This is a genomic window from Algoriphagus sp. AK58 (assembly GCF_014324365.1).
Classification (GTDB): Bacteria; Bacteroidota; Bacteroidia; order Cytophagales; family Cyclobacteriaceae; genus Algoriphagus.
In genome coordinates this window covers 77,019-90,031 of record NZ_QEIG01000004.1, presented here as the reverse complement: position 1 = coordinate 90,031, position 13,013 = coordinate 77,019, and the positions used below count along the sequence as shown (strand labels likewise).

9 protein-coding genes are annotated in these 13,013 nt (G+C 42.2%); 7 read left to right on the top strand and 2 right to left on the bottom strand.

All coding sequences use genetic code 11. The features are described from left to right. From DDT91_RS03335 to DDT91_RS03320, 4 genes are all read left to right on the top strand, one after another. Window positions 1–852, top strand: a complete 852-nt coding sequence (locus DDT91_RS03335) for an ROK family protein (RefSeq protein ID WP_187174716.1) — start codon at window positions 1–3, stop codon at window positions 850–852. A gap of 18 nt (window positions 853–870) precedes the next feature. Then, the gene (locus tag DDT91_RS03330; RefSeq protein ID WP_187174715.1) at window positions 871–2,727 is read left to right on the top strand and encodes an FAD-dependent oxidoreductase; all 1,857 of its coding nucleotides are present in this window, start codon (window positions 871–873) and stop codon (window positions 2,725–2,727) included. A gap of 330 nt (window positions 2,728–3,057) precedes the next feature. After that, a complete protein-coding gene (locus tag DDT91_RS03325; protein ID WP_187174714.1) occupies window positions 3,058–3,867 on the top strand; it encodes a polysaccharide biosynthesis/export family protein in 810 nt (269 codons plus the stop codon). Window positions 3,868–3,869: 2 nt separating this feature from the next. After that, window positions 3,870–6,317, top strand: coding sequence for a polysaccharide biosynthesis tyrosine autokinase (locus tag DDT91_RS03320; protein WP_187174713.1), 2,448 nt, complete (start codon window positions 3,870–3,872; stop codon window positions 6,315–6,317). Between the two features lie 48 nt (window positions 6,318–6,365). Here the strand turns inward: DDT91_RS03320 and DDT91_RS03315 are convergent, their stop codons facing one another. Both DDT91_RS03315 and DDT91_RS03310 read right to left on the bottom strand, forming a co-directional pair. Continuing rightward, on the bottom strand, window positions 6,366–6,767 hold the full coding sequence (locus DDT91_RS03315; RefSeq protein ID WP_187174712.1) for a response regulator: 402 nt from the start codon (window positions 6,765–6,767) through the stop codon (window positions 6,366–6,368). After that, window positions 6,757–9,078 carry a PAS domain S-box protein gene (locus DDT91_RS03310; protein ID WP_187174711.1) on the bottom strand — a complete coding sequence of 774 codons (2,322 nt, stop codon included), beginning with the start codon at window positions 9,076–9,078 and terminating at the stop codon, window positions 6,757–6,759. The genes DDT91_RS03315 and DDT91_RS03310 overlap by 11 nt, the downstream gene beginning before the upstream one ends. 635 nt (window positions 9,079–9,713) lie before the next feature. On the opposite strand from DDT91_RS03310, the gene DDT91_RS20580 reads away from it, so the two are divergent. The 3 genes from DDT91_RS20580 to DDT91_RS03300 all read left to right on the top strand — a co-directional run bounded on the left by DDT91_RS20580 (window position 9,714) and on the right by DDT91_RS03300 (window position 12,951). Then, on the top strand, window positions 9,714–10,007 hold the full coding sequence (locus DDT91_RS20580) for a cyclase family protein (RefSeq protein WP_255502008.1): 294 nt from the start codon (window positions 9,714–9,716) through the stop codon (window positions 10,005–10,007). Then, window positions 10,004–10,237: a cyclase family protein gene (locus DDT91_RS20575; protein WP_255502007.1), complete on the top strand. Its 234-nt coding sequence runs from the start codon at window positions 10,004–10,006 to the stop codon at window positions 10,235–10,237. The genes DDT91_RS20580 and DDT91_RS20575 overlap by 4 nt, the downstream gene beginning before the upstream one ends. Window positions 10,238–11,223: 986 nt before the next feature. Further along, window positions 11,224–12,951 (top strand): PAS domain-containing protein, encoded by a 1,728-nt coding sequence (locus DDT91_RS03300; protein WP_187174710.1) that lies wholly within the window; start codon window positions 11,224–11,226, stop codon window positions 12,949–12,951. Window positions 12,952–13,013: the final 62 nt, after the last annotated feature.

Genomic DNA, 13,013 nt, shown 5'->3' with positions numbered 1-13,013 from the left:
TTGAAACTGATCGGTGCAGATATTGGGGGAACGCATATTTCCGTGGCTGAGCTCAGATCGGAAAGTGGAGGCTTAGGGGTGGATTTTCCTTTACAACGGGATGTAGATACCTCTCAGGATGCAGACTCCATTATTTCTTCCTGGGCTGAATTGATTGCGGAGGTGTCCCAAGGGGAAAAGGATTTCTATCTCGGAATCTCCATGCCCGGACCTTTTGACTACGAAAGGGGAATTTCCCTGATCCAAACTCAAGGCAAAATGAGAGCCCTGTATGGCTTATCTGTAAAAGAACTTTTGGCTTCTTCTTTAGGCGTACCGGCTGAGAAAATCCGCTTCACCAATGATGCAGAGGCCTTTCTGATAGGTGAAAATCTGGCCGGAGCGGGGATGGGTATGGAAAATCTGATCGGAATCACACTGGGCACAGGCTTGGGTTCGGCAATCAAAATCCAGGACGTCACCAAGGACGCTAAACTTTGGACAGCACCATTCCGCGATGGAATCGCGGAAGATTACCTGGGTACGGCTTGGTTTGTCCAAAAAGCCAACACCGATTATGGCTTGCAAATCAAAGGGGTAAAGGATCTCCTCCAGCCCGATAGGGATCCCCGGGTAGCTCAGGCGATTTTTCGGGAATTCGGAGCCACCTTGGGGGAGTTTCTTCTGCCTTATGTGGTTCGCCTACAGATTCAAAAGGTGATTTTGGGTGGGAAAATCTCCCTTGTAGGGGATCGGTTTGTTCCCTTTACCCAAGGCTATTTAGAAAAATTCGGGATTAAGGTTCCTATTCAAGTTTCAGCGTTGGGAGAGAAAGCTGCGCTGATCGGAGCCGTTTCTCCTTTTTTAACTTAGTAATTAATCAAACCTAAAATGAAAAAACTCCTCATTTACCTTTTTCTTTTCTTCTTCTTCACCCACCTCCAAGCCCAACAGCAGGTAGAGTTAATCATTGTCGGCGGAGGAGCGAGTGGAACCGCTGCGGGAATCGCCGCCGGTCGATTGGGAACCCAAACGCTCATTCTCGAACCCACCCCTTGGCTGGGAGGAATGCTCACAGCTGCCGGAGTCTCGGCTATCGATGGCAATCACCGATTACCCTCGGGGATTTGGGGAGAGTTCCGAAAAGAGCTGGAAACCTATTACGGTGGACCGGAAAAACTCTCCACCGGTTGGGTGAGCAATACGCTTTTCGAACCCAAAGTAGGAAATCAAATCCTTCAGAAAATGGCCGCCTCCGTGCCTAGCCTCCAGGTGAAATTCCAAAGTCATTGGAAATCAGCCAGCTACTCCAATGGCATCTGGACCGTAGTGTATGTGCAAAATGGCAAGGAATTCCAAATCACAGCGCCCATGCTCATCGATGCTACCGAGCTGGGAGACGTAGCTGCTGCCCAAGGTTTGCCTTACCGATTGGGAATGGATGCCCGAGCTGAAATAGGGGAGGAGTTTGCTCCCGAACAGGCAAATGACATTGTCCAAGACCTGACCTATGTGGCCACCCTTCAGGATTATGGTCAGGGAGCGAATAAAACCATCCCAAAGCCTGCCAACTACGATCCGGCTGAATTTGCCTGTGCCTGTGCCCATGCAGATCCAACCACTGACGATGCGCCGACCCTAGACTGTGGTAAAATGCTGGATTACGGTAAGCTTCCCAATGGCAAATACATGATCAACTGGCCCAATTGCGGCAATGACCATTATGTCAATCTGGTGGAAATGAGTCCGGAAGAAAGGGAGAAAGAACTCGAAAAAGCGAAACAGACCACCCTTCGCTTTGTCTACTACATTCAACATGAATTGGGATTCAGGCACTTAGGATTGGCCGAAGAGGAATACCCCACCCAGGATGATCTCCCTATGATTCCCTACCATCGGGAATCCAGAAGATACCGGGGATTGGTGGATTTTACACTTCCTTACGTACGAAACCCTTACTCGGCACCCAGCCCACTGTATCGCACCGGCGTGGCCGTTGGAGATTATACCATAGACCACCACCATAAGAAAAATCTCGAAGCCCCTGCCATTGATTTTATTAAAATCCGGGTTCCTTCCTACAATGTTCCTCTAGGTGCCCTGATTCCTCAAAATCACCCCGCCTTGATTCTTGCCGAAAAGAGCATTTCTGTATCCAATATTGTGAATGGAGCTACCCGGCTTCAACCGGTGGTGTTGGGCATAGGGCATGCGGCAGGTGTATTGGCTACAGTGGCCTTAAGAAATAAAAAGCCCCTTTCCGAGGTTTCCATTCGTGAAGTGCAACAAGTTCTCTTGGATCAAAAGGCCTACATTATGCCTTTCCTGGATATGAATCCTGCTGATCCCCATTTTCAGGCCATGCAAAAGGCAGGAGCCACAGGGATCTTCAAAGGAGAGGGAGTGCCCTATCTTTGGGCCAACCAAACCTGGTATTATCCTGAGCGACTGGCTACAGAATTTGAGGTAGTAGATGGTCTGAGACCTTTTTATCCCGAGCTGAAAGATTTCTGGGGAGCCTCAGGGGATTACCTGATCGGAGACCGACTGATCAAACTTCTAAGTCCCATTCGACCGGATTTGAGTGAATCCCTGGTAGCCCAGACTTGGAAAGAGACCGGTTTACCGGGACAGTTTACCATGGATAAAAAGTTGAACAGAAGAGAAGTCTCTGTACTTCTGGATAGACTTCTTGATTTTTTCCGGAAGGAAGTGGATTGGAGAGGGGATTGGGTAATGGAGGAATGAGCAATTCTTTAGGGTTTTTGGTAGGTGTTCATTAAACATGGACTATTCCAAGCCAACTTCCTCTCCCCTTTGAATCCTTGAATCTCCCGCCAAAGCGGGCCGAGAGAAAACAGATCCTAGAGTAGTCAACTTTACCGAAGACCTATGTCGGAAGAAGCAGGAAAAATCCGACTTGCCTATTCCAACTCGTTCCCAAATCCCAAGATCCTGGTATCCCAAGTCTCGTACCTTCAATAAAAAAATGCTTCCCCGATTGGGGGAATCAAAGAAAATTTGAGCTTTTTCCTGTATGTTTGTCGGGTTTTTGATCGTTTTGACTAGTAAATTTCTATGAAAAATCTTTTGAAAGGAGGGTTGTGGATCCTGTTGTGCGGCCTGGTGATCTCCTGTGTTTCCAATGAAAAAATCATCTACCTTCAAAATTTAGAAGACAAAGAACAGATTTCTGAGGGTGAATTGATTTCCTACGAAATTCCCGAATACAAACTACAATACAACGATATCATCGATGTGAATGTGCAGACCGTGGATGATCTTTTGAAAAATGGATTCAATACCTCTACTGAAAATGTCAATGCCATGCGAATGCAAATGGCCCAAGGCGGAGGGGACATCTATTACATGACGGGTTACACGGTAGATAGAAACGGAAATATCCGTCTGCCCATCATCGGAGAAGTAAATGTCAAAGACAAGACCATCGAGGAAGCCAGAATTGAAATTGAAAAACGCCTGAAGGAATATGTGGTCACCGAAGTGTATGTCAAAGTCAAACTTGGAGGGATTCGTTACTCGGCCTTGGGAGAGTTTCGGAGACCGGGAAAATTTGTGGTGCTTCAGGACAGAATGACCATTTTTGAAGCCATCGCCAATGCCGGTGACTTGAATGTAGTGGCGAAGAGGGATGAAATAATGCTTATCCGCCAGTATCCGGAAGGCACCAAGCTCCACCGGATCAACCTCAACGATAGAAATTTGATTAAATCCCCTTTTTATTTTATTCAACCCAATGACCAACTCTATGCCGAGCCCATGAAGGTGAGAGAGGTCGGCGCAGGTGAAAATGCGGCCCAGTCCCTTCTTTTGTTTAGCTCTGTTTTAACGGCTGTCTTGTTGGTTATTAATTTGTTTACCAATTAAAAATGTATCCGAATACTCCTCAAAATCCCACGAATTCTTCCAATCCATTCGTAATTCACCAAGATGATGAGATTGATTTGAAAGTCATTCTATTCAACTACCTACAGTATTGGCCCTGGATTATTCTTTTTGCCTTTTTGGGAATTGTTTCGGCCTTTCTCTTCAACCGTTTTGCTACCCCAATCTATAAGGTAGAGTCCACGGTGATCATCAAGGACGAAAACACTTCCTTGGGAGCTGACCTATTCGCTACAGCGGGTCTAATGGGCTTGCAGGGAAAAAGTAATATTGAAAATGAGATAGGAGTCCTGAAGTCATATTCTCTTGCCCAATCTACGCTTAGCCAACTGGAGATGAACGTCCAATATTTCCGGGATGGGATTTTTTCCAAACAGCAGGTCTATGGGAATGTGCCGATTTTTGTCAAGGTGGACTGGACAAAAGATCAGGCTGTGGGAGGCTTATTTCGTCTGGAGGTAATTGACGAAACTACCTTTGAATTAAGTGTGGAAGAAAATGAATTTCAGCTTTTTAACCCAAAGGACCCAAATTATAAATCCCAGCTGGAATCCCTCGAATTGGTTCAGTCTGTGTTTGAATTCGGGAAGCCGGTAAGCAATGAATTTTTTGAGTTTACGGTGGAAAAAGTTTCCGCTCTGCCAGGTGAAATCCTGTTTTTCAGATTGGTGGATACTCCTTCTTTGGCGCTGCAATTGACTCAGAATATTTCTGTTGCTCCCACCAATAAGCAGAGTTCAATCCTGACTTTGGGTTTGGAAACACCACTCCGCCGAATGGGAGTAGATTACCTGAACAAGCTGATGGAAACCTATCTTCAGCGGGAATTGGATGATAAAAACCGGACAGCTGAAAATACCATTCGATTTATCGATCAGCAATTGAGCGGGATCACGGACTCCCTTCGCTTTTCGGAAACCAAACTGCAGCAGTATCGCTCTGAAAACAAGATTTTCAACCTTTCCCAAGAGGGATCGGTCATTTTTGCCAGACTTCAGGAATTGGAGAAAGATAAAAGCCTGAATGAGATTAATCTCAAATACCTGCAGACCTTAAATGATTATTTGAAAAACAGTCAGACAGGGGATTTGATCGCTCCCTCCATTGTGGGTACTACAGATCCCTTGTTAAATGCATTGGTACAAAATCTTTCCGAATTGCAGGCAGACCGGGTGAGATTGACTGCCAATTTCTCAGACCAAACTCCACAGGTAAGAGACATCAATGCCCGAATTCAAAGTACGTCCAAAGCCTTGCAGGAAAACGTAAATTCGGCAATCACAAATACCCAAAATCTGATCTCCAATTTGACTTCTCAGATCCGGATGATCGAGCGGGACATCAATCAACTGCCTGAAACGGAGCGTAACCTCCTTAGCTACACGCGTCAGTTTACCATCAACGAAAATATTTACATCTATTTTCTTCAGAAGAAGGCAGAGGCAGAAATCACCAAAGCCTCCAATATGCCGAGCAATATGATCTTGGACTATGCCAAGTCCGGGCAATTGCCCGTTGCTCCTAAAAAGTCGCTCAACTTGCTGATAGGCTTGATTTTGGGATTGATCCTGCCCATAGGATTCATCACGGTGAAGGACTTCCTGAATACCAAAATCGAGGATCCAAAAGAACTGGAGAAGCAAATCAAAGTTCCTCTGATCGGGATGATCGGCAGAAATAATTCAGGAGATGCTCTTCCGGTATTGAATAATCCAAGGTCAACCGTTACGGAATCGTTCCGTTCCCTAAGAGCAGATCTTACCTACCTGAGTCCTCAAAAAGACAAGCTTACGCTTTTGTTTACCTCTTCGATTTCAGGTGAGGGAAAAACCTTCGTATCCATGAACGTGGCCTCGGTTTTTGCCCTGATGGGGAAAAAGACTATCCTGATCGGATTGGATTTGCGCAAACCTCGAATCGCCCAAGATTTCGGATTGGTCAATGATAAGGGGATGAGTACTTGCTTAAGTAGCTCGGTCTCTTGGAAAGAAGTGATCAAACCTTCCGGATATGAGAATTTGGATGTGATCCTTTCCGGCCCCATCCCACCAAACCCTGCCGAATTATTGCTTCAGGAAAAGTTTGGTAAAATCGTCAAAGAGATCAAAGAACAATACGATGTAGTGGTATTCGACTGTCCTCCGGTAGGTCTGGTGTCTGAAACCAAGGAACTTTTCTCGTATTCGGATGTCAATTTCTACGTGTTTAGACAAGGATATTCGATGAAGGGTAATTCTCAGATTTTGAACAACCTGGTAGAAAAAGGCGGAGTGACCAAAATCTATGGAATCCTGAACGACCTGCATATCGACAAAGGATATGGTTATGGTTACGGATATGGGTATGGTTATGGCTACGGCAGCAATTCCTACGGTTATCACGACGAGGTGCAGCTTCCTTGGTGGAAACGGGCGTTAAGAAGGAAAAGCTGATTCTTCGAGTCTTAGGTTGTCCTGCTTCTACGGAAGCAGGATGACCACTCATTCCTTAAAACCCAGGTACCTATTTATTTCAAGAATAGCCTCCTCCAGCAAAGGTTTCCTAAAGAATTTTTTTACCAGTTCGTACTCATAAGCAGTATCCCTATGAGAATCGGAAATTGAGGAGGTAAGCATGAATACGTTAAAATTTTTCAGATTAAGCTTGCTAAGTTCATTAAGCACTTCAAACCCGCTCATCTCCGGCATATTAATGTCCAGTAAAAGTATGTTTAAAGTTTCTTCATTTTTATGTGCCTTGATGAAATCAAGGCCAGCGATGGGAGAGGTAAAGGAATTGAACTGAATACCATCAGTTAATACATTGTATTTTTCTAACAACTTTTTGCTTAAAATAATGCTTATAGGATCATCGTCAATGATAGTGATACTTTTACAAAACATTGGGTATAGTTAATTTAAAGAGTATATAACCTTGGGTTAAAGAGGATATAGAAAGGTGACCGTTGATTAATTCCATCAAGGTGGATGAGGATTTAAGCTTCCAAGCTTCTAGTTCAGGCAAGCTACCCAAATCTTGATCTTCAAACCCTTCTTTGAGTAGAGGTAAATAAACTCTCAACTCCAGTGTGGCGTAGTCGTTACTTTCTTGAAAAGCTTTTATCGTGATATCGAAGGGAAGCTCTTTGTTTCGATTTTTATAGGAAAAAGAAAAGATTTGATTGAGCGCAAGCCGAATATAGTAAGGGGCAGATAAGATGAGAAAATCATCCGGGATCAATACCTTTAACGTATTGAATTCATTGTTGAAATATGGAAAGTACTTATTGATCACCTCCAATACCATAAACCTGACATCGATCGGTTCGTATTCCGCGGATTGAGGTAAATCTATTCTCGTAATAGCATCCAAGTCAGTAATTATTTCTTCTATTTTATCCAGACAGCTTTTGGATAAATTCAGAAACTTGATCTTTTCCTCGTAGGAATGGGAAAGCTCAATCAGACGGTATATTCCTGCCAGGTTAGCGATTTGTCCTCTGAATAAATGGGAAGTGATATTGTTAAACTCAACCAACTTTGCGTTTAGAAAGGAAGTGAGGTTGGTAATACGGGATAGTTCCTTCTTCTGCTTGATTTGTTCCGTAATGTCACGCCCAATCCAGAGCAAGCCTTCGGAGATTTGGTCTCCAAGAAACACCACATCCCACTCGCAATAAATTTCTTTTCCCTTTTTAGTGTATTGTTTGAGAATTGCCCGGTAAATGTTTCCTGGATTATTGATCGCATCGACTGCCATTTTTTCAGATTCCTTCAGACTGATTTCGTCTAAAACCGAAGTATCAACCATCTGACCTGCCTCAAAATTGTCCTCAAAGCCAAAGTGGGTTTTGTAATACTCATTTACAAATACAATTTCCCTGGAAGAGGTCATTCTAAAGATGAAAAAGGTATTATTATTTACCAGACTTTCCAGTAGAAGTGTTCGTTTTTCCAACAATACATTTGTACCGTTTAGATGGATTTTCAGCTCCGTATCCTCTGTTACATCCTGGAAACTCCCAATTACCTTTTGAACGACGCCATTTTCCATAAGGGGATTGGCGACTACCTTCACCCATTTTAACTCCCCTTGGTAAGACTTAAATCGATAAATATTGCTGTAGGGATTTCCCGTGGCAATACAGGCTGAGAAGTCATTCTCCATTTGGATGTAGCTGTCATCCGGATAAAAGCTTTTAACAAAATCCAGGGTAAGAGGAGTATCCGTACTGATCCCATAAATTTTGTAGGTGTTTTGAGTCCAAAAGATAGAGTTCTCTTTAATATTAAACTCCCATGCACCAATCATCCTTTGCCGCTCTACTTCTTCCATCAAGGATTTGTACCGAAGCAAATCATGCTCAAGCTTGCTGATACTGGAGATGTCTTTAAAGGTTATGGTTAGGTTGGTTTCGTTGAAGGAATAGTTTACTTGAAAGCTCCGATTCTGACGATTCAATTGGTAATTGAATACTCCATTCCCGGAGTTATGCTCCCTTATATTTCTTTTTACTTCTACAAGTAATTCTTCAAATGCATTGGAGAAAGTATGCTCTAATTGTAAAAACCATTCAAAAGTATACGACTTGGTTTCCTCAATCTCCAGAAATTTTCTGGTATAGTCGCTGATAACTATTTTTTCTTTGGTATAATCAATAATGATAGCTCCTATTTTAGCAACTTTAGCTATGTCATAAATTGTATCTTTCCATATTTCCAGTTTCTCTTTTTCTTTTTTGACCTGGTAATTTTGTTTATGGATTTCAATAAGATTAGATACCTGCTTGGTTAGTATCCCCAAGTTTTTTATTTGATAGGTGGTTAATGTTTTGGGTTCATAGTCCAATACACAGCATGTCCCGAAAATTTCCCCACTTTCTGATTTTAGAGGATACCCTGCGTAAAACCTGATACCTAGCTCCTGATAAGCGGGGTGGCCTTGAAATTCCTGATCAGCATGAAGGTCTTCAATCAGTAAAAAATCCAATTTCTCCTGTTTTATTTTTTGACAAACCGAATATTCAAGTGGTGTTTCCTTGAGGTCAAAGCCATACGAAGATTTGAAAACCTGCTTTTCAGATCCCAACAAAACAATCAGACCTACCCGGCAATCACAGGTATAAGCGGCCAGATTGGTGATTTCATCCAGTAATTGATCTTGTTCGGTCTTTGCCGAAAGCAACAAATTAATGTCGTCAATAGCAGATTTCATTTTTTTGTATATAAAATTCAAAAATCAAGTAAAATAATATAGGATCAATTGTGCTTAAATATAGGGTTAAATTACCTTGTTATTAATGATAATGTTTTCAAAAAAACCTTATTTCAATACTTTTGTTTATATTTTTTTAATGTTTAATTTTAACAAGGATGTTTCATTGTTTTATTTATTTTTGTTTTATTTTTTCAATTTTTTAAAACTTGAAATATAATTATTTTTTGATGATTTGTATTTTAATATTATAAGGGACAGGTCTTCATGTTTGTTTTTTAAGATAAGGCTTTAGGTTTTGATATTCCAAACAGGACAAGGCTCTACTCCTATGTCTTTTGGGTTTGATATTTACTCGTACCATGTGCAGAAATGAGAGCCAAGGTTTGTAGCATGAAATTTTCCCACTTGTCTTTTAAGAATAGGGCTAAAGCATGGGTGTGGTCTATAAGAATCATGCAAGACTTCCCCAGACTTATACATTGGAGTTTGGTGAAATCGGTAGTACATTTAGCTCGATAAAGATTTTTTGCAACAGCTCCACCCGGTAGGGATCCTAAGGGCTAGTGTGAAATGAGATGCCCGTCCAGTACCGCACTTCGGAAAGGTTTTGGTAAGCTTGAGAAATAGATAATATGGTAGAAATAATTGACCTCAGCCAGGAAATATTTGTAGGAATGCCCGTGTATCATGGACTTCCGGAAGTTCAAATGAGTATCCATGCCACGCATGAACAGTGGGACAAGATCCCCAATCCGACTACCATGACCCCAAGCGTCTATCGCTTGGAGTTAAGCGAACACACAGGAACTCACGTGGATGCACTAAGTCACATGGGGAGATCCTTTGCAGGACAATCCATTGATACGATGCCTCTTTCCATGTTTTATACCGAAGGGATCTGTTTGGATTTTTCACATAAAACTTGAAAGAGCTGATAGAACCCGCTGATATGGAAGAGGCTTGCCACAAAGCCAAAGTCGGAATTAAAAAAGGAGATACCGTTTTGATATACACGGACCATTACAGGAAATATTTCGGTACAGAACACTGGAGTAATGGTCCCGGAATATCAGCCGCCGCCGCGCGTTGGTTAGGAGAGAGGAAAATTTCAGCCTTTGGAGTAGAAACCATGTCTCCGGGTGTTCCAAAAGTTTAAAATAAAGAAGTTCATCAAATTTGCGGGGAATTGGGGTTTACGCACTATGAAAATATGATCAATCTCTACCGATTAATCAATAGAGGGCGTTTTCGCTTTATTGCCTTACCTTTGAAAATCAGAGGTGGAACAGGCTCACCGGTACGCGCAGTTGCTGTATTTGAACCTGGGACTTAACAAAAAGTGCTTTCAAAAGGGAAGCACTAATCTTGTCTATACGATAGCTTTCCCAACCCCTTACCAAACCAGACCCAAAGGCGTCGGGTTTTGAAGGAAGAACTGAACCCAATCTAGTCGGGATGTAGGTGGATAAAATTGGGGATGCTGCCAAGAAAGAGAAAATACGCGATCGACCGATTGAAAAGAAGAATTTTCTATAGCCTTAAGCTAGGGGTGGAATAGCCTGAGATTGATTTAGTTTTAAGCAGTTCCAAGACATTGGTTTGGGGACTTGAGTTGGCAAAGGCAATGGGTTAAATCCGAGGAATAGGCTTCGATAATCATCATTCACTATTCGAAATTCGCTATCCTTTCGGTTTTCAGATTTCCTGACCAATCCTCCTGGCTTCCTTACCACTTTAACGTTTAACCATTAACGCTTAACCACTTCCCCCCACTTCAATATTCATCATTCGGTGTTCATCACTCGATATTTTTTAGCTTTTCGAAATTCCGTATTCTTTCAGTTTTCAGACTCCTTTGCCGGGCAATGTTATATGGGCGATTGGACAATTCTTTAATAAAACGCAGTCTTCTTGTTTCCGGGCAGCATTACTTAGCCGAAGTGTATTTTCTTCCTCGAATTCTTTATCAAGTAGATCCCACTTCGATCAAGTTGGGGGTAAAATTGGAGCGGAGCCCACAACTGGAATCCCTTGTGTTTACATATTTTTACAATTGATAATTTCAGCTTTTACATTTCTTTGAATTAGATTAATTTTCCTCAGTTTATTTATATTAATGGTAGTTCATCGCCACTGTTTAAAATGGCAAGTCCGAATTTTGAAATTTTTGTACCGGATTTTATCAAAAACTCCACGGTCTATTTTGCGATAGTGACAGATTTGGAAGGGGTCTACCAATACGTCAATAAGCGTTTTCAGGCGCGGTTTGATTTTTTGGGGTCAGATTTCATTGGAAAGTCATTTATGGTCGGGATTCATCCTGATGATCACCTGATTTGCCTGGAAACTGTCAAATCATGCCTTGCTCATCCGGGCAGGATAGTTCCGGTCTTTTTGAGAAAACCTGTAAAAGGCCAAAAAGAACATGTCTGGTCTCATTGGGAGTTTTCGACCCTGCTTGATGAAAATCAGGTTCCCCTCGGAGTGTTGTGTATTGGTCATGACATAACCGATGCAGAAAAAGCCACACGCAAAGCCCAGGAATTAGCAGAAAGAGTGGAAACTATTTTGGAAGAAATTTCAGACGGATTTTTACACCTTGGAGTCAACATGGAGATTCGAAGGATCAATTCCAAATTTGAGCGTCTTTTTGAACTGGATCGAAAGGACATCCTAGGCAAATCTGCCCCAGAATTGGAAGGCAAGGGGTTTAATGAAAATCTTTTACAAAAGCTCTCCACCATTTTTCTGGAGAATCAGTTGGCTGTTTTTGAGGAATTTCTAGTTCCCTCCAAAAAATGGGTTTTGATCACTGTTTATCCTTCCAATGCCGGCCTCACCTGTTTTATCAGGGACATCACCGAGGAGAAAAGAAGAAAAGCTCATATAGAGCTTTCTGAAAACAAGCTGAAAGCGGTCTATGATAGCACCGTGGACAGCAACCTACTGATTGGCTTAGAAGGGGAAATATTGAATTTCAACAGAGTAGCCAATGAAACGTCTCTGAGAACAAAGGGGAAAGAATTGACATTGGGCAGCTCAATAGAGGATTTTCTACCTGAGGATAGTTTGGAAGGATTTCGTGAGAATTTCCCGAGAGCCCTTGAAGGAAATCAGGTCCAAATTGAAGTACTCCGTTATTTGAGAGGAGTGCCCTATTGGTTTGAAGTCTCTTATTTTCCAGTTAGGGATGCTTCTGGTTCATTGATGGGAGTAGCCATGAATATCAAGGATATCAACGCCAGGAAACTGACCGAACTCGAACTCAAGGAAAGCCAGGGGATGTTGAATGCAATCTATAACAGTACATCTGAGGCCTGGTTTTTTCTTGATAAGGAGTTGAAGATTAAATCCAGTAATAAGGCGGCAAAACTGCTGACCCAGTCCCTGCTCGGGCGACCCATGACCATCGGAGAATCGTTTTTGGATTTTCCTCATCTCAATTCCACCAAGGAGGTAGCATCTTACCTCAAGCAAGTAATTGCTGGTTCTAAAATCAATTTTCAAAAATTTCAGGATTCAAGATGGTGGGATATTTTGATGGAGCCAGTATTTGACAGTGAACGAAGTGAAATTATAGGAGTATCCTACATCATGAAGGATATTTCCTTGATGAAGGAAAATGAAGATCGAATTCTTAAACAGAATGAACTGTTGAAAGAAATAACCTGGTATCAATCCCATGGATTGAGAAGGTATGTGGCCAACATATTAGCCTTATGTGATTTGGTAATCAATTATTCCCAAGATTCCGAACAGGAAAGAGAAGAGTTTATCAGCATGATTTTAGCAGAATCCAAAAACTTGGATAGCCTTATTCACAAAATCGTGGCCTTGTCTTCACATGCAGACCTGAGATTTGAAAAGTAATCCAAGGAAGAAGTCCTAAGCTGAAGATTTTTAGTGGATGGTCCACAGCAAATTCGAATAGA

Bases quoted from the DNA above. Each gene is read 5' to 3' on its own strand.
- DDT91_RS03300 (WP_187174710.1), top strand. From the start codon at position 11,224: ATGGCAAGTCCGAATTTTGAAATTTTTGTACCGGATTTTATCAAAAAC.
- DDT91_RS03320 (WP_187174713.1), top strand. From the start codon at position 3,870: ATGTATCCGAATACTCCTCAAAATCCCACGAATTCTTCCAATCCATTC.
- DDT91_RS03330 (WP_187174715.1), top strand. From the start codon at position 871: ATGAAAAAACTCCTCATTTACCTTTTTCTTTTCTTCTTCTTCACCCAC.
- DDT91_RS20580 (WP_255502008.1), top strand. From the start codon at position 9,714: ATGGTAGAAATAATTGACCTCAGCCAGGAAATATTTGTAGGAATGCCC.
- DDT91_RS03325 (WP_187174714.1), top strand. From the start codon at position 3,058: ATGAAAAATCTTTTGAAAGGAGGGTTGTGGATCCTGTTGTGCGGCCTG.
- DDT91_RS03315 (WP_187174712.1), bottom strand. From the start codon at position 6,767: ATGTTTTGTAAAAGTATCACTATCATTGACGATGATCCTATAAGCATT.
- DDT91_RS03310 (WP_187174711.1), bottom strand. From the start codon at position 9,078: ATGAAATCTGCTATTGACGACATTAATTTGTTGCTTTCGGCAAAGACC.